The following is a 24388-nucleotide window of genomic DNA, read 5'->3' on the forward strand; positions in this document are numbered from 1 at the left end:
CATCTGTTTAGACGGGATCCTTCATCGGATAAGTATCGTCTTGATCTCGTACGGGGCAAAGCTCAGCTCCATCCGGCCGTCCTGCACGGAGATCGACTCCTCCGGCTCTTCCAGCGCATTGGAGAGCCAGGCCTGCTCATAGGGACGCGGCCATTGCAGTGATATGCGCTCACGCTTCCCGGACGATTCGTAGAAACGGAGGATCGTACCTTGCCCTTCTTCGGTGGTCTTGACTGTGTCGAGCACAACATGCTCACCGTCGAAGGTAAGCCATGAGCCTGTGCTTGCCGGGACTCCGGCATTCAAGGAACCGGTATTTGCAATTCGGATACGGTCGTCTCCTTCTCCGGTGTGGACGGATTCCTGCTGCTCCACAGCATACACGGTAGCTTCATGGTTCAACTCCGCAGCCTGGCGCACAGTATGGGCACTACGCCAATCTCCTTCATGCGGATACAAGGAATAGGTAAAATCATGCTCGCCCAGGTCTGCCGTCTGGTCCGGCCATTTGGGCGCACGCAGCAGGGACAGACGAATCGTGCTGCCCTGCACATCATAGCCGTATTTGCAATCATTCAGCAGGCTGACTCCGTAACCGTATTCGGATACATCCACAAAGCGGTGCCCGCATACTTCAAACTGGGCCTGCTCCCAGCTCGTATTGCGGTGTGTCGGACGCTCCAAGGTGCCGAATGGAATCTCATAGGTCGCTTTTTCGGTCCTCACATCGACAGGGAAACCAACCTTCAGCAGCTTATGATTTTCATTCCAGCTCACATGTGTCTTGAAATCAATGCGGCGCTGGTAATGATAAAAGATGATGTCCTGTGTAATTTCAGACTGATGCAGCCGCCAACGAAAGCGCAGCACATCCTTCGTCGCACCGGAGAGCAGCAGCCGGGATTCCAGCAATTCAGCTTCTCCCGCAGCCTGCTCTTCATACCGTGGGTCGATATCCCAGGCATCCCAGAGCGTCGGACGGTCGTGGAAGAAATGAAAACGATTCGCCCGCTCGCCGAGCTTCAGCACCTCACGTTCAGCGGCTTTATCGAACAGGCGAGTCATTTCGCCTTGTTCATTGAAGCTGACCTGGTACCATTCCGTTTCCCAGGTATGGATGAAGTCCCCTTCCGGCAACGTCACCTGTGCTTCAGACTCGGTAACAGGATTCTCTGTCACCATCTGCAGCCAAATCGTCTTATAACCAAACGCGGGAATGTCCGGCACAAGCACAGAGACGCCGCCTTCCTCCATATCCGACTTCAGACGATTGCCCTGGCTATCTAACGCGACCCACTGCTTTGTCTGCTGCGGCTGTGCAACTGCAGCTCCCACATCAGCAACTTCGTCAACCGGAATATGAATGACCGTGCTGCGGCTCCAGCCCAGACTGTTGAAGACCACGTATGGTGTTGCATTCGCCGGCCCCTCTTCTGCACGAATGGATGGAGCCAGCGCCTTCAACCCTTCCTGCAAAGCCTGCTGCCCCAGCTTGAACACCTGCTCATACTCCTTGTCCGAGGTCACGTAGGATTCGGTGATGGCCGAGCCTGGAATAATATCGTGAAATTGATTGAGCAGGATCAGCTTCCAGCCCGCGTGCAGCATAGAATAGACCTCTCCCTGCTGCTCCTGCCTCATGCCCGGCCAGGCGATCGTATTCCACAGCTCCGCTTCCCGGTACAGCACCTCTGCCTTGCGGTTGTTCCGCTTGTTGCGGCCATGTGTCGTATACGTGCCCCGATGCAGCTCCAGATACAGATCGCCGTGCCATTCGGGAATGCGTGGCTGCTCCCGCTCTATACCTGCAAAAAACTCAGCGGCCGTGCTGTAACGACTGGCAGGCTGACCAACCATCAGCTCAGCGCGGTCGATATATTCGAGCATCTCACGCGTGACCCCGCCGCCGCCGTCGCCGTGTCCGTAGAGCAGCATTTGCTCGGGATGGGCGGCTTTTTCCCGATAGGATTGCCAATGATCATGAATGTCCTTCGCATGCGTATGCTCGTTCACACCATGATTGAGGTAAGACAGCAGCGAAGTGCCGTCAATGCCCACCCAATGGAACAGATCATACGGGAACCTATTGGTATCATTCCAGCCCAGCTTGGTGGTCATAAAATATTGCACCTTGCCGTGCTTCAGAATTTGCGGCAGCGAGGCGCAATAACCGAACGTGTCCGGCAGCCACTCGATGCGGGAGGTCATGCCGAATTCCTCCTGATAGAAGCGCTGTCCGTACAGCATTTGACGCATCAGGGATTCACCGCTCGGAATATTCAGATCAGGCTCCACCCACATACCCCCGACCAGCTCCCACCGTCCCTCTGCAATTCTCTGCTTCACCCGTGAATACAGCTCGGGATCATGCTCCTTGAGAAAGGCATACAGCAAGGGCTGACTCTGTGCATATTTGTATTCGGGATACTCATTCATCAGAGCGTCCACAGTAGAGAACGTGCGGCTCGTCTTGCGCACCGTCTCCCGCACCGGCCACAGCCAGGCAATATCAATATGGGATTGGCCGACCATATGCTCCAGTCCTTCAGCATGACCTCCGATAGAACGAACGTCCTGCATGAGCTTCTCTTCAATAAAGCGTATGCTGCCGCCCGCGCGGACAGACTCTTCGTTCAGGTTGACGAATGCGTCCATAGCGGTATACAGCGCTGCAAGCAAACGCACCCGCCGCAGGTCTGCTTCAGGCAGCAGCGCAGCCGAATCTCTTATGACCGTCACGGTGTACATCAAGCTCTGTACCGCTGTATTCGGTCTGACCAGAAGACTGCGGATCGACATAATGGGCGGCTGTATGACAGCCTGCTGATTCAGAGGATCGACAGGCTCAGGCACCGGGTCGAACAATTCAATCTCAAGCTCAGGTGACATACCCACTCTGGCCGGATCAAGCGTTACATAAGTATGATTACGGTCCAGCCCCTGATAAGAGCGTCCATTCACACGCAGCAGTCCTTCCCCACCCGATTCAAAGACAAGCCCAAATGGAGAGGACTGCCATGCGGGAGGAACCTCCAGGCGTGTTCTAAAAAAATAAGTCGTTCCCTGCTCGCTCGGATAATGGTTCAAGTCTTCTCCCTGCGGATAAGGCTCTATATCCCTATAATCGCCCGGCACGTTATAATAAGCCCGCGTAATGTCCCAGCCGCGCAGCTCTTGCTGCTCCAGCCATTGCCGTTCGGACAGCTCGCGGATGAATCGTCTCATTCGTTCCATAAGTTATACCTCCCGTACCCATAAATCGACGGCCTGCGTATCATTCACATGTCTGCCTACATGCAGCTTGAATTGTCCCGGTTCTACGACAGGCGTCAAATCACGCCCGATATATTGCAGTTGTTCAGCTCCCACGCTGAATGTAACTGTCTTCGTCTCCCCCGGCTGCAGTGCAATTTTGCTGAAGCCCTTCAGCTCCTTCACCGGTCGTGTCATCGAGCTGACCGTATCGGATACGTAAAACTGCACAACCTCCGCCCCCTCGCGGTCTCCCGTATTGGTAACATTGACCGTTAATGTGACCGTTTCTCCAGCCCTCATGGAAGCAGCGCTCAGCTTCGGTTCGCTGTAATGGAAGCTGGTGTAGCTGAGACCATAGCCAAACGGATACTGCGGCTGCAGGTCCTCTTCCAGATAGCGCTTGCCACGCGAACGTTTGCCGTTGTAGTAGACCGGAAGCTGCCCGACATGCTTGGGAATGGAGAGGGTCAGACGCCCGGAGGGATTCACATCCCCGAAAATAATGTCTGCAATCGCTCGCCCACCTTCCTGACCGGGATACCAGGCCTCCAGAATGGCATCCGCATGCTCACCCACCCACGGTTCGGCAATAGGACGCCCGTTCATGTAGATCACGATCAGCTTCTTGCCCAGCTTATGAATCTCCTGCAGCAGCTCGAGCTGCACACCGGCAAGCCCCAGCGTCATCCGGTCGATGCCTTCACCACAATCCATATCATTCCAGGAATGATCCGATACGTTGGATGCCCCTGTCCGCAAATCAATGGTGCCCTCCCCGAAGTCTCGTGCGCTGGAACCGCCCATCACCATCACTACGGTATCGGCCTGCGCTGCTACGGCCAGAGCAAGCTCGAAGCCTGCACGGTCGTCTCCCTTGATCCGGCAACCCGGGGCATAGAAGACCCTGTCCGGTTCATCCGCCAGCTTACGGCGGATTCCATCCAGCACCGTCGCTACCTTGGATCTTGGCTGCGGGGAGGTATAGTCTCCCAACTGGTTATATGCCTGATCAGCATTCGGCCCGATCACGGCAATCCGCCCCCTGGAGCCGGACAGAGGCAATATGCCTTCCTCGTTCTTCAACAGCACTATGCCTTCCGCCGCTAATTGACGTGCCAGGCGAATATGCTGCTCCGCCCCGATGACCTTCTCCGCCCGGTCAGGATCGACATAAGGATGGTCGAATAGACCAAGCGTAAATTTCAGGTTCAGCACCCGCCGCACAGCCTGGTCCAGAACGGCGGGCGCAAGCTTGCCCTCAGCAAGAGCCTGCAGCAGATACTGACCGAACATTTCGCCCGACATTTCCATATCAATACCGGCCACAAGCGCCTGCACAGCAGCGTCCAGCCCGTTTTCCGCCACATCATGCCCACTCGCAAGCATATCAATGGCTCCACAGTCGGTAATGACCATGCCGTCAAAGCCCCACTCCTTGCGCAGCACGCCCTCCAGCAGCTCCGTATTCACCGTGCACGGGATACCGTCAATCTCATTGTAGGCAGGCATGATCGAACAGGCCCCTGCCTCAACTCCCTTCCTGAACGGATACAGATCGACCTCCCGCAGCTCCCGCCAGCCCATATGCACAGGCCCCGCATTACGTCCGCCTTCGGAGCTGCCATAGCCCACAAAATGCTTCAGCGTAACCGCTACGCTGTCTTCCTGATCCAGCCGCTCGCCCTGAAGTCCCTGCACAGCGGCCACCGCAAATTCCCCGATCAGATAAGGGTCCTCGCCAAAGCACTCCTCCGTCCGTCCCCAGCGGGGGTCCCGCACTACATCAAGCACCGGCGAGTAGGTCACTGCTCCGCCTTGGGCACGAGTCTCACGTGCCACCGTCCGGCACATTTCATAATACAAGTCCACGTTCCAGGTGCTTCCCAGCGAGAGCGGCACCGGAAATACCGTTCCGTCAATCGCCATATGCCCATGCGAGCATTCCTCGCCAAACAGGATAGGAATGCCCAGCCGCGAATGCTCGACCGCATAACGCTGAATTTGGTTGACCGCCTCAGCTCCTTGCCTGGCAGACAGGCCGTTGTCCAGCGTGACCCCTGTCCAGGGGTCTGCCCGCAGTACGCCATACAGTGAGCCTATGCCGCCCTGCTTGACCTTTTCTTTGAAATCTTCCGTTAATGTAATGCGTCCCTCATGCTGCTCATATATTTGCCAGCCGAAAGGCTGCGCCAGTTGACCGACCTTCTCTTCTGGTGTCATCAGGCTTAACAGATGCTCTGTCCGGTCGGCAATGGATTTCGTCTTGTCCTTGTAAGTCATCGATCGATCTCTCCAATCCAACTTCGTGATCTCCCTATTCCTTGACTGCTCCGACGGTAAGTCCCTGCACAAAATAACGCTGGAAGAACGGATACGCAAAAATAATCGGCAGTGTCGCCAGCACCACCATGGCCATACGCGACGTATCCTGCGGAATGGACTGCAGCGCCTGCAGGCTCATGGCACTGCCCGCTGAATTTTGCTGCAGGAACTGAATGCTGGACTCAATCCGCATCAGCATCGATTGCAGCGGCACCAGCTTGGGATTATCAATATACAACAGTGCATTAAACCAATCGTTCCAGTAGCCTAGTGTGCTGAACAAACCAATGGTAGCCAGACCTGGCAGCGACAGCGGAACTACAATTTTCAGAAAAATATAGAACTCCCCGGCCCCGTCAATTTTCCCGGACTCGATAAGGGCATCCGGCACGCTCGTGGAGTAGAAGGTCCGCAGAATAATGATATAAAAAGCATTCATAGCCAGCGGAAGAATCAGCGCCCACAGCGTATCCTTCAGACCGAGCAATTGAGACACGACCATATACGTAGGAATCATCCCGCCGTTGAACAGCATCGTCAGAATGGCAAAGACGGAGAAGAACCTCCTGTAGCGGAAGCTCTTGCGTGAAATCGCATAGGCGTAGAGCGACATCAGAATCAGACTGATGATCGTTCCCAGTACGGTAACCAGGATGGTCACCCCGTAAGCGCGAAGCAGCGCATCCCCGCTCTGCCATACAAATTCATAAGCCGCGAAGCTCCATTCGGCCGGAATCAGCCGGTAGCCGTCCCGCGCCAATGCCTTCTCATCCGTCAAGGAAATAATGACCACGAACAAAAAAGGAAACACGCATATAAAAGCAAACAAACCTGCAATGATATTCAGGATGATGTTCCATCCACGGGATATGTTATGAAAGTCCTTTTTTTTAGCTGCAGCCTGCGCCATCCCGGATCACTCCCCTCATCTTGTGTTTAGAACAGACTACTGTCTTTATCCATTCGGCGGACGACATAGTTGGAAATGAGGACAAGCACAAAACCGACCACAGACTGATACAGCCCCGCAGCGGTGCTCATCCCGATCTCGCCGGTCGTCTTCAAGCCACGGTATACATAAGTATCAATGACGTTGGTAGCCGCATACAGCGTGCCTGAATCACGCGGAACCTGATAAAACAGGCCAAAATCGGCATAGAAAATCCGGCCCACGGCCAGCAGCGTCATAATGATGATGATCGGCGAGAGCAAAGGAAGCGTAATGTTGCGAATCTGCTGCCACTTGCTGGCTCCATCGATCATGGCTGCTTCATACAACGACTTGTCAATGCCCAGAATGGAGGCCAGATACACAATGCTGTTGTAGCCCACGGCCTTCCAAAGAGCTACGAGAACGAGAATATACGGCCAATATTTCGCCTCCGAGTACCATTGGATTGGCTGAAGTCCGAACCAGCCAATGACCTGATTCAGCATGCCCCGGTCGAAGCTCAGGAAGCTGAATACGAAATATCCGACAATGACCCAGGACAGAAAGTAAGGAAGGAACATACCTGTCTGATAGATTTTGGCCAGCCGCTTGTTGATTAGCTCGGAGAGCAAAATCGCGAGGCCCACGGCAAAGATCAATCCCAGAAAAATAATCGCCAGATTGTACAGCAGTGTATTGCGCGTAATGAGCAATGCGTCATTGTTGCTGAAAATAAATTTGAAGTTGTCCCAACCCACCCAGTCACTCTTAGCCAAACTGGCCCAGAAGCCCTCACGGCTGAACCGGTACTGCTTGAAGGCAGCAACGGTTCCTACAAGGGGCAGATATGAGAAAAAGAAGAACCAGATAGCGCCGGGCAGCACCATGAGCAGCATGACTTTATTTTTGAGCAGGTTCTTGAAAAATGCGGCCATTCGTTATCCCTCCTGTCATGGGGTTGATATATAAAAGGACCGGGCGCACATGCGACCGCCCGATCCTTTCCTGTGACTTACTGATTTTCCGCTTTCCAGGCATCAAGCTGGGTTTGGGCTTCGGCCATCACTTTCGGCAGACCCGCCTCGTTAAACTTGTCGATCACCTGATCCAGATTCTGCTCGGGATCCAGTGTGCCGGTCATCAAGGCAGCCCAGAATTGCTCTTTCACATTTTGCACGGCTGCGAGCTCTGTGGACACCTTGCTGGCATCGAAGTTGAAGCCCAGGATCGGGGAATTGACGCCTTCTGCATTGAATTTCTTGAATTCATCCCATTTGTTATCAGGGTCATTGGCATTCAGGTACAGCAGCATATTGTTACCGAGTGAATACGACGGCATGTCGTAGCTCTTGGACTCCGGCAGATTCTCCATATACTTGTCATCAACCTTCTTATAATGGACTCCTTCAATGCCGGAATCCACCATATTGCGCAATACAGGATCGGTATTCAGCAGATTCAGAAACTGCATCGCTTTCTCCGGATATTCCGAATTGGCCGAGATGGCCATGATCGAGCCTTGTACCGACATATTCGTGATGATCGCATCACTTGCCGGCGTAGTTACGACCGGATAACCATAACTTGCAGACCATAGATTTTCCGCCAGGGGCTGTGTCTGTGCACGGTCCAGGAACCAGTTGCCCGAGGTGGTCAGATCATTGGTCGAACCCGTCGTGGCCGCTTCTGGTGACACATAACCTGCTTTGTAATATTTGTGCATCGTCTTGAGCGCGGCTTTCATTTCGTCTGTTTCGAGAATGTTGACGATCTTGTAGTCCTGAGTGTCCAGCTTCACAGCCATCGGCAGATTCTGGATAATATAGTCGTACGGCACATAAGGCACATACTGTTTATCCATGGCAAACGCCGTGACGGTAGGCTCTTTCTCCTTGATCGTCTTCAGCAGCGGCTCCAAGCTGTCCAGTGTGCGGACATTCGAGATATCCAGGTTGTATTTGTCCAGCAGCGTTTTGTTGAAACGCCATACCTCCTGCTGCGGCAGCTCCTTGTTGGCAGGGATGCCATAATTATGTCCGTCAACCTTGGAGCCGTTCAGGAAGGCCGGATCCAGGACCTGTGTCAGCTCCTTGCCATGTTGCTCAAGCAGCTCATCCAGCTCCAGGAAAGCTCCCTTGCGGGCATTCTGTACATAATCAAATCCGCCGGAAGAGGTAAAGAGAATATCCATCGGCTCACCGGAGGCTACATTGACCTGCATCTTTTGCGCGTAGTCGCCCCAATCCACCATTTTCATGGTGACGGTAGCATTGATTTTCTCCTGGGTATACTTGCTGACTTCCTCCATAACCCTGTCCACGTCTTTTTGCGGAGTACCGATGGTGTACCAGATGAGCTCGACCGGTTTTTCACCACTGGAGCCATCCGCACCGCTATCACTTCCGCCACCTCCACCACAGGCGCTCAGGACAAGCACGAGCGACATCAGTGACGCCAGAACGAAGGACAATCGTCTTTTCTTCTTATTCATCGAATTATGATCCTCCCTTTTGCAAATGCCTTTAGCTCTATCGTTTGCTTCTTTAACTCTAACGAATGAAAGCCGTTTCATAAAGAATACAAACTTAATAAATCCGGGTACAAATTAAAGGGAAGCCCCGAATTTCTAACACAGAGCTAACCCAGCGTTTTGAAGTCGGTAGGCGATATTCCCACATACTTGCGGAATTGCTTGTAAAAATATCCCGTCTCCCAATAACCCACATTACGTGCGATCTCATGAACCTTGAGGCTGGTATTCTTCAGTTGCTCCTTGGCCCGCTCAATACGGTATTTATTGATATACTCCGCGAAGGTCTCTCCTGTTTCCTTTTGGAACAATTGTCCCAGATATACCGGGTGCAGATGATACTGCGCGCCCAGCAGCTTGAGGGACAACTCGTCCGCGTAGTGGGTATGTATATGGTTCAACACCTGGCTGACCGTCGGATTTTTCATATCCTGCAGCAGAGACTGCACGGTCGCCGCACCCACTTCCTGCACAGCCAGCACCAGCTCCTCCAATGTCGTACTGGACATTACCCGCTGTAGCCCAGTCTGGAAGATGGCCGATTCATCCGTATGCTTGATCTGCTCCAGCTCCATCTTGAAGCGGATGACCAGCTCCAGCGCGGCATGCTGAAGCTCGGCGGGGGTAATCCCGTCACTGTGCCGCTCAAAATCCGTCCGAATTCTGCTGGCGATCCCTGCCTGATTTCTGGCCATCATCAGCTTCGCGTAATCACTCCATGACACGGTAAAAGCCGGCGCCCCGAAATGGCCAGCTCCAAGCCGTTCGTAATCAATGATCTGCAGCTCGGGATAGACCATGACATACTCCATGGCTTTCTTCGCTTCACGGTAGCTCGTCGGAGCACCCTCCAGGCCCTGGGTAATGCCCCCAATGCCGATCAGCAGCGACGGATACGCCGGTGCAAGCTCCGCCGCCATAACCGTAAGCCAGTCTTTGAAGGCCTGAGCGCTCTCGTCGCGATTTGGCAGATTGGCAATGATCACGGTATCCCCGTCCACATCGTGGAATAGAACCGGATACGCCGCCTCCAGCGCCCGCTGCTCCACTCCTTCGAATAGGGTCGTTTGCTTGGAATCCGCATGTATGGAGGCTACTCCGATATAAGGACCATCCAGCGTAATGCCCATGAACTCGGCGCGCTCCTCAAACTCTCTGCATGCAATCTGTCCGGTTAATAGCCGGTGCAGCGTATTATCCTTCAGAATCTGCATACCGTAAGCATCATTTGGTGTCCTTTTGTCCAGATTGGTCACGATGTTGCGCAGCGTGGCCTCCAGCTCCTCAATATTAATCGGCTTCAACAGATAATTGTCGATCCCGAGCTGCATGCCTTCCTTCAAATAATCAAAATCATTGAACCCGCTAAGAATAATGACTTTCAGCTCATGCTGCCTTTGTCTCATCTCACGTATTAATTGCAGGCCGTCCAGCACCGGCATGGAGATGTCGGTAATCAGGATATCCACCGGCTGGGACGACAGACGCTCCAGCGCAAGCTGCCCATGGCCTGCGTGACCCACGATTTCCAGCCCAAAGGCAGCCCAGTCCACGATATCGTACAGCCCTTCAATAATGAATGGCTCGTCATCTACAATGAATACTTTATACATCTAAGCATCTGTCCCCTCTTCAACAGGATAACGCACCTGAATGGTTGTTCCTTCATCCGGCTTGCTCTCTATGGTGATGCCGTAGTCTGGCCCATACAGGAACCGCAATCGGCTATGCACGCTGCGCAATCCGAACATCCGCCCCGATTCCTCCTGGCACGCCAGCTCCTGATGGATTTCGTCCAGACGATCCGCCGTTATTCCTTTGCCATTATCACGCACTTCGATCATCAGCATGCCTCGCGCTTCCTTTACCTCAATGTCCAGCCTGTTGTCCGCACGCTCGGTGCGGATACCGTGGATGACATAATTTTCGACAAGTGGCTGCAGCGACAGCTTGACGGCCGGGCAAGCATAGAACCTGGAATCCACCTTGATCTTATAGATAAAAATATCTTTATAGCGAATGCGGAATAACTCCAGATAGAGACGGCAGGCCTCCAGCTCATCCTTCAAGGTATGATTGCTCTTTTGCTGTACCTGGCTCTTGAATAAAACGGACAGACTGTAGATCATATCCCCAACGTCTCTGGCTCCCTGCGACACAGCTCTCATGCGGATGACCTCCAGCGTATTGTACAGAAAATGCGGATTGATCCGCGCCTGCAGCGCCACCAGCTCCGTCTCCTTCTGCCGTATTTCGGCTTTGTACACACGCTCTATATATTGATTCATCTCTATGAGCATATCGTTGAAGCTGCTTGCAATCTGCCCCAGCTCGTCCTCACGCGGATCATGGATACGAGCAGTCAGATCGCCTTCCTTCACTTTATGCATGAACCGGATAATTCTGCGTGTCCGTTTGGCAAAATTCATGATGAATAACGCCGGTACCAGGACGGCAAATAAAAGGCACAGGAAACTGAGCAGCAGAATCGTATGACGAATGCCCGCATAGGCCTCTACAATTTCGCTTGCCGGGACGGCCCCTATCACGACATAACCCTCATCAGCAGAGATTAACTGATTCACATACCGGTCCTGAACCTTGTTGGCGGTACCTGATCCTCTGCTGTCAAACAGAGCCTCCTCCACGTTCACATAAGGGTAGCTGTGCCCGTAATATTGTCCACTGGAGTCGAAGAGAACTGTGCCCTGCGCGGATAACACGACGATATCTCCCTTGAGGCTGTTCGTGTAGTTCGCAAGCGCCTGGCCAACCGACTCCGAATCGAGAAACACCATGAACTGCCCGACATTTTTGAGCGTCTGTTTATTGTTGATCGGCACACGAATCGCATAAAGCGCAGGGTCCCACTCATCAATGGACTTTCGGACCCAGTAGTTTGGTGCGCTGATATTAGGTGTCTCCATCGCCATCACGTCAGGCACAAAAGAATGGGCAGCATTCACATACCGCTGCTTGAACTCCATGTTCCGGCTAAAATTCGACAGATATTGCTGGTCCGCGCTGTACAGCAGCACATGACGGATACTTGCATGCTCAACCACCAGGTTCTGAAAATGAGTCTGTGCATCCGTGGAGTAATCATCCCTGTTGGTGTAGAAGCCTTCTGTCAGATGCTGTACATAATCGGCATAAGGATGCTCCATGAAATAGGAGGTATTCGCCGACAACGCCTCATTCCGGTGCAAATCGCTCACCATATCCTGCACCGCCTCATACTGCTGGCGGATATAGCGGTCCACGCTCTCCATAGCTGCTTTCTGCACTTCAAGCTCCCGGCGAATCGTTGCATCCGCAACGGATCTGAATACGATATAGGACAATGTGATAATCGTAATAATGGAGATGAATGAAAAAATGAACAGCATTCTCATGAACATGTTGTTTTTAATGTAATGCCTGTAAACGCTCACAATTTTAAAAATACGGCTCTACCTCCCATTCACCCAAAAGTATAGCATCCTGCCTCTCACATGAACCTATCACATTCATATTTTCTTTAGTTTGCACCTGAAATCTTTAATTTGGCCCTATTTGAAATGGCTTTCTTCCAGTATGTTATCCATAAGCTTTTGCAGCAATGGAAGCGAATACATAAACACCATTCCATTATGAAGGAGGAACTACATGACACGCAAAAGGTTAAACAACAAGCGTATGCCCAAGATGACTGCGCTGGCACTGTCGGCTGTGCTGCTGAGCCAACTCTCTGCCACACCGGCTCTCGCCGGAGATACGCTGCCTTATGAGGGCATCAGCGCCAAAGGAGAGAACCAGCCCTATCAGCATGGCTATACCAGCGCCCAGATCATGGACTGGACCCCGGAAAGCGATATCTACGGAGAACTGCTGCGGGCACGTGTGCCGCTGCAGCCGCGCAATGCTGCGTTCGCCCCTACCCAAGCCTCCCCCGAGCTTAGCCCGGATACACAGATGTTCACCATGAGCGGAGATTATGGCAACGCATTCTTCGACAGCACACCGTACACCAATAAATTCGGCCAGTATTTGTATAATTATTGGCAGTACACCGACTATTACGGCTATTGGCACGGGATGGCGTCCGCAGGCGTGCCTGAGGAGCTGTACGATCCGAAAAAGGATTGGACCGAGCGCTACTTCGAGTTTGGTATCCTGAACATTCCCAATCCCGCTTATACGAACGCTGCTCACAAAAACGGCGTACTCTCCATCGCCAATATCTTTTTCTCGGACAATGACCGCGGACCTCAAACCTACAAGCAGATGCTCGTACAGGATGAGAACGGAGAATTCCCTGTGGCCAGGAAGCTGGTGGAAATGGCCGAGTATTACGGCTATGACGGATACTTTTTTAACCAGGAAGAGGTCGCCAAAGGCGTAGCTCCTGCGGATATTCCCACCTACAAAAGGTTCATGAAATACATGAGAGATCAGGGAATGTACGTGCAATGGTATGATTCCACTGTGGATGGTACCGGGAAGATTGCGTATCAGAATGAGTTTAACTCCGCTAACAGCCCGTTTGTAAAGGATGCTCAGTTGGGGCAAGTATCGGACTCGATTTTCCTGAACTACTGGTGGAACCATGATATGCTGACGAAATCCCGGTCGCATGCGGAAAGTCTGGGGCTTGATCCGCTGGAGACCGTCTTCGCCGGCGTGGAGGGCGGGAACGACAGCTTCGGACGCTGGAAGCAGAAATACGACCTGCGCTGGAACCTGGATGAGAACGGCCAGCCAATGAACAGCATCGCTACACTTGGCGCAGACTTCACCCACAATGGACTGGATGAAGATATGGGCAATTCGAGCGCCAATCACCGCGCGGACAGCGAGTACCAGTGGATGACCTTCGTTCGTGACCGGGCATGGTGGTCAGGACCGAACCAGGACCCGACCGATGCCCGCCGGAACGCAAATGCCAACCTGGCCGATGTGTACGCATCCGGCGCGAATTGGGACGGCATTGCCGCCTACATTGCCGAGCGTTCCGTCATTCGGGGCGGCAACTTCTTCACAAGCTTTAACACCGGGCATGGCCTGGACTATGTGAGGAACGGCACCGTGTCCAGTGATCAGGAATGGTCCAATATCAACATTCAGGACATTCCGGTGACCTGGCAGTGGTGGATCGATACCGCAGGAGAGCGGCTTGACGTGGACTTCGACTACGGTCCGAAGTACGAGAAAGGCGCGCGCTACGATTACCAGTCCATCGGCGCTTATAACGGTGGCAGCTCCCTCGTGGTGAACGGGAACCTGAATGCCGAGAACTTCCTCCGCCTGTTCAAGACAGATTTAACGGTCAATGAGCACTCCAAGGCCACTCTGACTTACAACAAACCCACCGCTGCAGACGCGTCTTCCCTGAGCCTGGGATTGATCTTTGCGGAAACGCCGAATGAAGTCGTCAAGGTCGAAGTGCCGGATTCCGGGCAGCAGACAGACGGCTGGAAGACCGTGTCGCTGGACCTCAGTCCTTATGCTGGCAAAAACATCGCCGCGCTTGGTCTGTCCTTTGATAACAACGACAGCACTATCAATACGTACCAGATGAATATCGGCGAGCTGCGCATCACGGACGGCTCCGCAGCCAAACCTGAAGCGCCGGAGGGCTTCCGCATCGACAAGGCCCTGACGAACACCGACGAAATGGTGGTTACTTGGGATATCGAGGATTATGACAAAGTGAAGCAATATAATCTGTATGAGAACGGCGCCTTCGTCGGCGGTATCTACGATTCCACGTACTACATCAAATCTCTGAAGCATATGCGCGGGGAACTGGCCATCACGGCTGTTGCAGCGGACGGCACGGAAAGCGAGCCCACCACACTGCCTTACGATCTGACGGCCGGGGTGCAGGACGTGGAGGTCGCATTTGATGTGTACGGAGATGCGTCCGTCACCTGGAAAAATCCGGATGACACTGCCGGACCGATTGAGTTGACACTGGAGACCGAATATACGAACGAGCCGTTCACCACCACTGTTCAAGCAGACGCCGGTGAACAACAGGCCGTAATCACCGGCCTGCCGAAGAACGGGCAGCATTACGTCCTGAATATTTCCATCGACGGCCAGGCTCCGGTCACCGTCACGGGACAACTGGCCGATCTGGAGATCACTCCTTATGCTAAGGAGCTGGTTACCGTAACAGGCAAAACCTATACGCTGGCTCTGCCTACCTTGACTGACTGGCATCGTCTCTACGTGTATGAGAATGACGTACCGAGGGAATTCGGAGTCACCTATGTCAGCAAGAAGTTTCCGTATATTGTACGGGGCAGAACAAAGCTCAGCGAGCTCACCTTCACACCTGCATCTACGACCAGCTCCCTGAAACTTGTCATTGAGGACTATGCCGGGAACCGGGCGACCACGATTCTGAGGTAGTTTGCTATAGGCTGCAGAAGAATAAAATTTGGGATACACAGAAGCGGAAAATGAACCACTGCTGCCACGAAGACAGCAAATAAAGCAGCCTCAGTCCGGAATCTCCCGGACTGAGGCTGCTCTACGTTCAGACTCAAGATAAATATGTTTCGGTTAGTTCAAGTATCAATGTAGTTTTTTTAAAGATAATCGTCCCGCCTGAACTGAATTTTACAGGAGCAATTCCAGCAAAACGAGCCAGCTTATAAAGACAGGAAAATCGGTGAATGTCTCCGATCTCATCTACTTTTTCGATAGAAACCCATTATGAGATATTGAACTTTTGTTTAATTTCCTCTAATCGAGCTTCAACCTCATCCTTAGCATTCGGATGTCGAATTAAATAATCCGTGCTTGCTTCTTTTAAATAATAATAGAAAGTAGGGTAATCCAATACTATAGTCTGGTCTTCGTCTACTGCAGGGTAGTCAAAAAAATAACAAACTCCCGTCTCCCCAAAATACCCTTCATCCCATTCCTCTAACTCACCTGCAAAAACACACCAAACGCACTCACTTCCACCAAACCCATTTCCGTTACAAAAATTTTTAAGTGCATCTAAAAAATATCTTCCTTCCAGATGTCGATAGTACATGTCCATTAATTCTTTTTCTGCTAATTTTGGCATTCGGCAAATCACACTCCTAAAATTATTCTGATATGGTCGGGAAGAAATTCGTCACTTTTCCGTTTTCATCAAGATACCCTGTGAATTTAAGCCCATTTGATGCTGTTCCTCGAATTTCCCTTCCTACAATTTCGCCATGCTCCGTCGCTTCTTTACCCCATTTTATCATTTGATCATTCGAGATCACATTTGGATCATATACAGTTTTAGGGTGTGGAATATTTTTATACTGACCAGGTATTACGTTTAACTCTCTATCAAGAGCTGGAAGTCTATATTGAACCTGATATACTCCAGGAACTGTTGGATGTGGGGTTCTTGAAATCATGATATCATCTAGCTTCCAGCCTTGATCTGTTAGAATCTTTTCGAAGTTTTCTAAATTATGGCCTCCGACAACGCCTTTATTCCCTTTTCTAACAATACCTTGTGCATTTATCATGTGATCATCAAAGCCATTTACAAACTCGAAATTGTTCTTTATTACTGGGACAGCATTACCCATCCCCTCAGAAATCTTATCTTTTAATTTATCTTGATCCTCTCCTCCAAGTGTATATTTTCCCCCGTCTCCCAGCCTCCCCTTGATACCTACTCTTCTACCAAGAAACTGAACAGCCAATGTCGAGGCTGCTGTCCCCGTATAAAAGGCCGCACCCTGCTCCTCGAATTGTTGTTTTTCCGTCTCTATATATTCTTTTGCCTGTTCCCTCGCTCCGCCCGTGCCCCAGAGAAAGTTCCACCCGAAAGTCGCACCGTTCACTGCACCTTCGACTGGGGCGGCGATTGTATCTCGTGCCATTCCGCCAATCGTGCCTACCGGGTCTTCCTCTATCTGTTCGCCCAGTTTAACTATATTATCATTCAATGTGCTGAGCGGTTTCCATGCCCCTTCGAAAAAATCATGAACATGGTCACCGAACCCTTTCTCCGGTTCTTCTCGCGGTGGTCTTTCGGTAGAATCGTTTCTAACATTAGACAGCTCATTCAGTGGCGCAAAACCGGTATGCGCAGGCCCAATAGTTCCAAAGTCCGGTTTGAAAAAATCTCCAGCATAATCATAAATGCTCTTCGTCCCAATGAGATCTGGAATATGGACTATGCCTGAGTCTGCATCAACAAACTTGTTTACAATGCTTTCTAATTCTTCCGCTGCTCTTTGCAGATTTGCCGGGACCAGGCTCAGTGTTCTCGCATTCTCTTCGTGCAGGGATCGGAACCTTCTCGCTGTCTCTCCTTCAAACTCATTCAACAATGCGGTCGTTCTTGAAAAATTCTGCTCCAATATGTATTTTAACTGATCTTTCCCAACTCTGATCCTTCGTGCTACCTCCATCATCAGATCCGCAGGTATCTGTATTTTCCCCATGACCCTACTCTCCTACTTCTATTTTATGGAATTCAATTCTACTAAAATAGAAACTCATGGCACAGCGGCATTAGGTCCAACTTTAATGTGACTTTCGTGCTATTTCTTTCCCTCCCCCGTGTTCGATGTTTTATGATGGTTTTTTTAGTCAGAATAATCTCCAACGGTTCATTTTCGAGAAGTAAACAGCCTGCGTCCCGGTAGCCCAACTTTCGATAAAAATGCTGTGCTTCCTCGTTGGCCAGGGTTGATGTCATGACCAGCTTATAGCCGTTATTTTTTCATTCTATCTTCCCAAAAGCGGACAACCATCCTCCCCTACCCCGATAGGATTCGTCGATCCAGAGCCCGGCATGCTGCTAATCCCAATCATAGGACAGCTTTTTTTGAGAAAAAGAGCCGCAGGAAGCGGCCCTCTACTAATAGGTTTAGGAGTTTACACCATTTATTTTACAGACTCTTCTTGTTAAGGTTGTAAATCCTATAGAATAATTATTCGTAAACAATAAATACCTTGTTTCCAATGTCATTTGCTTGCTCTAAGAATGTAATAATATCACTCGTAAGTGTTGGAAGTATAGATTTTATGTTCTTTGATGCTTTAACCCCATCTTCTTCTGTTAATTTATTGGGATCAAAAGATTTAAATAATTGTATTGCTTGTTTAATGTTTTTTATTTCCCAGGGACTTTCCTCATACCAGCCCTCATAAGCGCAATATTCATGCAAAATTCCACTTCGGTCATTTGCTTGCTCAATCAAACAATCTAATAGGGTCTCAAAGTATCCATTCCACAGTTGTAACTCGTATCTAACATTTAAATTTTCATACATGAATATTAACTGAGGCTCTCCTTCAAACCCAACGTAATATGAGTTATTTATCATTTCTGAACTCACCATAATTACTCCTTCCAATGTCCTTGATCCAAAATTCTCATTTGTTCAGGGGTAGCAGTTCCCGCTTTTCTAGCATCTATTGCATCATACCATTTAGATCCTTCTGCCCACTCATCCTCTCCAATCTTAAAAAAGGTCTGTGGTTTCTGTCCGCCACTACCAGGAATCTTCCTCTGAATAACCCATGTATTACCTTGATCAATTGGAGCGCCCGGAGTTCTAGTATGCCACCTCACTTCATACTTATATGTCCCGTCATTCCAAGTATAGGTTATTTGTTCATAGCCAACATTCATTGATTTAGCCTTCATGTTTGCATTCTCTGGAATTCCAATTGGTGCTTTTTGAGCATACTGCTTTGCTACGGCTAATTGTTCATCGGCACTCATATCTGAGAATTTTTTATTAGCATTAGGCGTCCTCTCAGAAACCTTGCCTCTTAACCTATCTTGATCCTCTCCTCCAAGTGTATGTATATTTTCCCCCGTCTCCCAGCCTCCCCTTGATACCTACTCTTCTACCAAGAAACTGAACAGCCAATGTCGAGGCTGCTGTCCCCGCATACAAAGCCGCACCTAATCCTGATCATAGGGCAGCTTTTTTGAGAAAAAGAGCCGCAGTAAGCGGCCCTCTACTAATAGGTTTAGGAGTTTACACCATTTATTTTACAGACTCTGATCTTGCCAGAAGCTTCTAAAGCTTTCAACGCATTATGTATTGCAGCAGCAAGCTTCCTTGTTTTATACACCACAAAGGAATATATATTTCGTTCTGGACTTATCGGTTCGGAATGAGATATACTACGTTCGGGAGGTGCATACTAATGGTCCGTCCACGTAATTTTGACGAAAACGACGTATTAAGGGAAGCGATGACACTCTTTCGGACCAAGGGCTATGAAGCTACGTCCCTGAGTGATTTGCTGCATGCAACTGGACTTAGCAAAAGCAGTCTTTATGAGACGTTTGGCAACAAACACGATCTCTTTATTCGAGCATTTGCATTGTACCGGACTAAACGCATGGCTGGTTTAATCGATTGCTTGAGCGACGAGAATGTGTACCGGGGGATTGAAGCCTCCTTTTATGGGCTCCTTAGCGGTGAGAGCAGCCAATTAGGCTGCATGACTTCCAATGAAGCGATTGAATTGGCGCCTCATGACGAGAAGTTTCGCAAGATGGTCGAAAGCGATTTTGACGATGTCGAGCAGGCGTATCTGGATGCGATTGAAAGAGGGAAAAGCAATGGCTCTCTCTCTACTGACATCGAATCGTTAAAACTTGCCCGCTTCCTCACCGTGTCTTTGCAAGGAATTAACGTCATGGTGCGAGCACAATCCAAGCGGGAAAGAATCGAGGATTCGATTTCGGTGATTTTGGAAAAGTTGAAATAACCGAAGCGAACTTCTCGCTTTCTTTTTTCACCGTTATGGACCGATCGGTTCGTAACATATGAAACACCCCTGTTTTTTATCTATTATGGACCAATAGGTCCTTAATAAGAATATATGCAGAAATGAGGAAAGAAATATGAATCAAAAGTATGAACCCCTTTTCAAATCGTTTACTCTACCTTCAGGTGTGCAATTGAAAAACCGGGTGCTTATGGCTCCCATGAGCATGACGGCATCCGGCGCAAATGGAGAATTGACGGATGTAGAGCTAGCTTTTTATAAAGCACGCGCTCAGGGAGTTGGGGCTGTAGTGACCGGCGCACTGGTGTCGCCAAACGGGAAGCTGATTGAACACGGTATTGGTATCGACAACGATACGCTGCTGCCTGGATTGCAAAAGCTGACGGCTGCTATACAGGAAAATGGAGCCAAAGCGATTGTTCAGCTTTATCATGGCGGACGCTTGAGCAATCCGGCCCTGGTTCCGGGCGGTCATGTGCTGGGCGCAAGTCCTGTCGCGGTAGAACGTGAAGGTGCAGCCGTTCCAAAAGCAATGACCGATGCGGAAATTGAAACCGTGATCGAAGAGTACGCTCAGGCGACGCGCAGGGCGATTGAGGCCGGTTTTGACGGCGTTGAAATTCACGGCGCCAACGGATTCCTGATGCAGCAATTCTTCTCCCCCCACTCCAACCGAAGAGAGGACAAATGGGGCGGAACGTTGGAGAAACGCATGACTTTGCCTCTGGAAGTCATAAGACGTGTAAAAGAAACGGTTGCAGCACATGCCACGTCGCCATTTGCAGTCGGATATCGAATCTCGCCTGAGGAGAACGAAACCCCAGGAATCACCATGACGGATACGCTTCATTTCGTTGATGTACTGGCTGAACAAAACCTGGACTACATTCATATTTCCGTGGATCGTTTCTGGGCTGGCCCGAGACGGGACGACAGCATTAAAAAATCAAGGATCGTCATGATACAGGAACGAGTGGGCGACCGTGTCCCCGTGATCGGCGTCGGGGGATTGTTGACTCCCGATGATGTCGTTCAGGCCCTGGAAACCGGCGTTCCTTTAATCGCACTTGGCCATGCGATGGTTATGAATCCGGAATGGGTTGCCTTGGTGCAAAGCGGCCGGGAACAGGAAATTAAAACGACGCTCTCCCATTCCGCGCAAAAAGAGCTGATGATTCCAGATGTTTTTTGGGGAATAATCACCAATACACCGGGCTGGTTTCAAGTAGTGGATTAAGCGAGTAAAATTATAGTGAGGCGGGGCTGAACAAAGTTAAACGTTCGGTCCCTGCAACCGGCAGCGGGCAGCACAGAAATTAAGCATGCCCCTGCTTGTCTTGAATGGTTCACACGGCCTTCCACAGGAACCATTACTGCAAGCTGCCAAACAAATAGCTATCCAGGTACAGCATTCAATCCTGCAAAATGCCGGACATACGCTCGCTGAAGATAATCCAGATGAGCTGGCTTCGATTTTGAAAGGATTCTTTATATGACATAACCCATCAACAAAAAACAGACAAAATCGAAGTAAAAGCGCTACTGACATAACGATGTCAGTAGCGCTTTTGTATAGTTGAGATAGATCAAACAAAAGGAGGCTATAAGAAGATGACTGGTACCACACCTGAATTCGTGATCAATGAAAGCAATCGTTTTTGGATCGGGGTCGTCTCTGCATCCCACGTTAGCCATGCGATTGAAGAAGGGATCGCACAGACTTGCAGCGGAAAAGCCGGACCACTCGGAAGAATGCGATCAGGGGATTGGCTGATCTACTACTCCCCACGAACAGATAAGAAGAGTGGAGAAGTCTTGCAAGCATTCACGGCTATCGGCCGGGTCGCTGACGATATCGTCTATCCATTTAAAATAAACGATGATTTTATTCCACATCGTCGGAATATGCGGTATCTGCCTTGCCGGTCCGTAAAAATCGCCGATCTGTTGGACAAGCTGACGTTCACCAAAGGGAGACGCAATTGGGGATACTCATTTCGCTTCGGGCAATTTGAAATCAATCGTGAAGATTTTATGACAATAGCGAATGAGATGCTGAAGGTTAGCTAAGATTGGACATTTCGCCCATCGAAAAAAACTGCATTCCCAAGCCTCTGGGGATGCAGTTTTTTCAGCCATGTCTTAATACACCTGTCTGCTTGAAATATCCTCATCCACAGTATGGATTCGCCAGATTTCGTCCGCATATTGTCGAATCGTACAGTCGCTTGCAAACTTCCCCGCATGCGCCATGTTCACAATTGCCCGCCGAGTCCAGTCCGATGGGGAGTGGTAGACCTGATCGATCTCCGCCTGCGTGTCTGCATAAGCCGCAAAATCCTCCAGCACAAAATATTCGTCATTGTGGTCAACCAATGAACGGTAGACGGCTTCAAACTCCCATTCATGACTGGCAAAAGGACCTGTCTGAATGAGTTGATCCAGCAGCCTGCGCAGACGTCCGTCCTCTTCGCTCTTCCGGCGTGCGGAATAACCTCCCGTCCGGTAATATTCAAGCACCTGCTCCGCACGCAGACCGAAGATAAACATGTTCTGGTCGCCCACCATTTCATGCATTTCAACGTTAGCTCCGTCCATCGTGCCGATGGTTAAAGCTCCGTTCATCATGAATTTCATATTTCCGGTGCCGGAGGCTTCCTTGCCCGCTGTGGAAATCTGCTCGCTGACATCCGCTGCGGGGATAATGAGCTCAGCCAGCGACACGGAGTAATTTTCTAAAAAAACGACCTTGAGCCGCTCTCTTACCAGCGAATCACTGTTAACCGTGTCGGCCACATTGTTAATCAGCTTGATAATCTGTTTAGCCAAATAATAGCCGGGAGCGGCTTTGGCCCCAAATATGAAGGTACGTGGAGTCATATCCTGCAAGCGATTCTCTTTAAGCTCATGATATAAATGCATAATGTGCATAATGTTAAGAAGCTGTCGCTTGTAACCATGCAGCCGCTTGACCTGCACGTCGAAAATAGACGAGGGATCGACGGATATGTTCAGTTTATGCTGAATATATCCCGCCAGTCTCCTTTTGTTATCCTGCTTAATGCCTTGAATGCGCTGCTGAAAGGAGGAGTCCTCCGCATAGGGCAGTAGTCCGGTTAAAGCGCGCGGATCACGAATCCAGGCTTCCCCAAGCGTTTCCTTGTAAAGCGCGGACAGCTCCGGATTGGCATGCATAAGCCAGCGCCGGTGCGTTATCCCGTTGGTTTTGTTGTTAAACCGGCCGGGGAATAGCTCGTGAAACGGCCTCATCTCCCGCTGCTTTAATATTTCGGTATGCAGAGCAGCCACACCGTTCACGCTGTAGCTTCCCACAATAGCTAGATTGGCCATACGGATCTGATCCCCGTAGATGATCGCCATCTCCGCCATCCGCCATTCATCGCCCGGATATCGCTCCAGCAGCATAGCGCAGAATCGCTTGTTAATCTCTTCGATGATCATATATACACGGGGGAGCAGCTCACGGACCATGGGAATCGGCCACTTCTCCAGTGCCTCGCTTAGCGTCGTATGGTTCGTATAGGATACGGTTCTGCTTGTAATATCCCAGGCTTCGTCCCAACCCATGCCCTTCACATCGATCAGGATGCGCATCAATTCCGGGACGACCAGCGTCGGATGTGTATCATTAATATGAATCGCAATTTTGTCAGGCAATTGGCTGTAAGACAACTGCTGTTTGTCAAAGGTGCGCAGAATGCTCTGCAAACCAGCCGAGCAGAGAAAATATTGCTGCTTCAAGCGCAGCCTTTTGCCTTCCTCATTCGAATCATCTGGATACAAGAACTCCGTAATCGACTCAATGGATCGGCTGTACTCCAGATATTTATAGTAGCCCTCCCCGCCCGGAAAATGGCCTGCCGCCGGGTCCAAAGCCGATTCCGCGCTCCATATGCGCAGCGTGTTGACATTGCCCCGTCCGTAGCCGATCAGAGGAATATCATACGGCACAGCCCAGATTTTCTCAGCGTCTTTCGTTTCGAAAATGGTGCGGCCATGCTCCTCGCGGCTCTCCACCCTGCCCCAGAAGTAGACCTCGACCTGCTTCTCCGGCCGTCGGATTTCCCAGACATTACCCTTCTGCAGCCAGTAGTCCGGCAGCTCCACCTGATTGCCGTCCATAATCCGCTGTTCGAAGAGACCGTATTTATAGCGGATACCGCATCCATGTCCGGCATAACCGAGCGAAGCAAGCGAATCCATAAAGCAGGCGGCAAGCCGTCCGAGGCCGCCGTTGCCAAGACCCGCATCCGCTTCCTGCGTTTCGATCGCTTCGAGCTCCCAGCCCAGCTCGCTCAGCCCTTCCCGCACCAGGTCAAGAACACCCAGATTCAGAAGGTGGTTGCCAAGAAGCCTTCCCATCAGGTACTCCAGCGAGAAGTAATAGACCTGCTTCTCCCCGCGCTCCTTATAGGCCTGATTCGTCCTGGCCCAGTTTTTGCCGACATATTCCCTGATCATGCTCCCCAAAATTTTGTACACATCATCGGCTTTCGCTTCCGCCATCGGGATGCCTAGACGACCGACAAGATGCAGGCGAAATGCTTCCTTGAACTCTTCCTTATTGCTGAACAAAGGTG

The 24388-nt window shown here is 50.7% G+C and carries 16 protein-coding genes and 2 pseudogenes; 4 read left to right on the forward strand and 14 right to left on the reverse strand.

Annotated elements, in window-relative coordinates; genetic code table 11:
• Window positions 1–21 precede the first annotated feature (21 nt).
• The 7 genes from OIN60_RS11095 to OIN60_RS11125 all read right to left on the reverse strand — a co-directional run bounded on the left by OIN60_RS11095 (window position 22) and on the right by OIN60_RS11125 (window position 12427).
• Window positions 22–3234, reverse strand: coding sequence for an alpha-mannosidase (locus OIN60_RS11095; protein ID WP_305754931.1), 3213 nt, complete (start codon window positions 3232–3234; stop codon window positions 22–24).
• 3 nt (window positions 3235–3237) lie between these two features.
• Window positions 3238–5535 (reverse strand): glycoside hydrolase family 3 N-terminal domain-containing protein, encoded by a 2298-nt coding sequence (locus OIN60_RS11100; protein WP_305754932.1) that lies wholly within the window; start codon window positions 5533–5535, stop codon window positions 3238–3240.
• A 34-nt stretch (window positions 5536–5569) separates the two neighbouring features.
• On the reverse strand, window positions 5570–6487 hold the full coding sequence (locus tag OIN60_RS11105) for a carbohydrate ABC transporter permease (RefSeq protein ID WP_305754933.1): 918 nt from the start codon (window positions 6485–6487) through the stop codon (window positions 5570–5572).
• Between the two features lie 26 nt (window positions 6488–6513).
• On the reverse strand, window positions 6514–7443 hold the full coding sequence (locus OIN60_RS11110) for an ABC transporter permease (RefSeq protein WP_305754934.1): 930 nt from the start codon (window positions 7441–7443) through the stop codon (window positions 6514–6516).
• Between the two features lie 77 nt (window positions 7444–7520).
• Window positions 7521–8999, reverse strand: a complete 1479-nt coding sequence (locus OIN60_RS11115; protein ID WP_305754935.1) for an ABC transporter substrate-binding protein — start codon at window positions 8997–8999, stop codon at window positions 7521–7523.
• Window positions 9000–9145: 146 nt separating this feature from the next.
• Complete coding sequence (locus OIN60_RS11120; RefSeq protein ID WP_305754936.1) at window positions 9146–10651, reverse strand: response regulator transcription factor; 1506 nt, start codon at window positions 10649–10651, stop codon at window positions 9146–9148.
• Window positions 10652–12427: a sensor histidine kinase gene (locus OIN60_RS11125; protein WP_305754937.1), complete on the reverse strand. Its 1776-nt coding sequence runs from the start codon at window positions 12425–12427 to the stop codon at window positions 10652–10654.
• A gap of 259 nt (window positions 12428–12686) precedes the next feature.
• On the opposite strand from OIN60_RS11125, the gene OIN60_RS11130 reads away from it, so the two are divergent.
• Window positions 12687–15437, forward strand: a complete 2751-nt coding sequence (locus OIN60_RS11130; protein WP_305754938.1) for an endo-beta-N-acetylglucosaminidase — start codon at window positions 12687–12689, stop codon at window positions 15435–15437.
• A 193-nt stretch (window positions 15438–15630) separates the two neighbouring features.
• On the opposite strand, the pseudogene OIN60_RS22735 reads toward OIN60_RS11130, so the two are convergent.
• From OIN60_RS22735 to OIN60_RS11160, 6 genes and pseudogenes are all read right to left on the reverse strand, one after another.
• Window positions 15631–15723, reverse strand: a pseudogene (locus OIN60_RS22735) (transposase); the annotation flags it as partial.
• An 18-nt stretch (window positions 15724–15741) separates the two neighbouring features.
• Window positions 15742–16104 carry a ribonuclease toxin immunity protein CdiI gene (gene cdiI, locus OIN60_RS11140; protein ID WP_305754939.1) on the reverse strand — a complete coding sequence of 121 codons (363 nt, stop codon included), beginning with the start codon at window positions 16102–16104 and terminating at the stop codon, window positions 15742–15744.
• 22 nt (window positions 16105–16126) lie between these two features.
• Window positions 16127–17473, reverse strand: coding sequence for an EndoU domain-containing protein (locus OIN60_RS11145; RefSeq protein WP_305754940.1), 1347 nt, complete (start codon window positions 17471–17473; stop codon window positions 16127–16129).
• 41 nt (window positions 17474–17514) lie between these two features.
• A pseudogene (locus OIN60_RS11150) lies at window positions 17515–17820 on the reverse strand (GNAT family N-acetyltransferase); the annotation flags it as partial.
• Window positions 17821–17965: 145 nt separating this feature from the next.
• Window positions 17966–18376 (reverse strand): hypothetical protein, encoded by a 411-nt coding sequence (locus OIN60_RS11155; RefSeq protein WP_305754941.1) that lies wholly within the window; start codon window positions 18374–18376, stop codon window positions 17966–17968.
• Window positions 18377–18378: 2 nt separating this feature from the next.
• Entirely contained in the window at window positions 18379–18762 is a 384-nt protein-coding gene (locus OIN60_RS11160) for a hypothetical protein (protein WP_305754942.1), read from the reverse strand.
• 434 nt (window positions 18763–19196) lie between these two features.
• Here OIN60_RS11160 and OIN60_RS11165 point away from each other — a divergent pair, with 434 nt between their 5' ends.
• The 3 genes from OIN60_RS11165 (at window position 19197) to OIN60_RS11175 (ending at window position 21857) form a co-directional block, all read left to right on the forward strand.
• On the forward strand, window positions 19197–19766 hold the full coding sequence (locus OIN60_RS11165; RefSeq protein WP_305754943.1) for a TetR/AcrR family transcriptional regulator: 570 nt from the start codon (window positions 19197–19199) through the stop codon (window positions 19764–19766).
• Between the two features lie 136 nt (window positions 19767–19902).
• A complete protein-coding gene (locus tag OIN60_RS11170) occupies window positions 19903–21024 on the forward strand; it encodes an NADH-dependent flavin oxidoreductase (protein ID WP_305754944.1) in 1122 nt (373 codons plus the stop codon).
• A 374-nt stretch (window positions 21025–21398) separates the two neighbouring features.
• Window positions 21399–21857: an EVE domain-containing protein gene (locus OIN60_RS11175; protein ID WP_305754945.1), complete on the forward strand. Its 459-nt coding sequence runs from the start codon at window positions 21399–21401 to the stop codon at window positions 21855–21857.
• Between the two features lie 72 nt (window positions 21858–21929).
• Here the strand turns inward: OIN60_RS11175 and OIN60_RS11180 are convergent, their stop codons facing one another.
• The gene (locus OIN60_RS11180) at window positions 21930–24383 is read right to left on the reverse strand and encodes a glycogen/starch/alpha-glucan phosphorylase (RefSeq protein WP_305754946.1); all 2454 of its coding nucleotides are present in this window, start codon (window positions 24381–24383) and stop codon (window positions 21930–21932) included.
• Window positions 24384–24388: the final 5 nt, after the last annotated feature.

It is taken from the genome of Paenibacillus zeirhizosphaerae (genome assembly GCF_030705605.1).
Classification (GTDB): Bacteria; Bacillota; Bacilli; order Paenibacillales; family Paenibacillaceae; genus Paenibacillus; species Paenibacillus zeirhizosphaerae.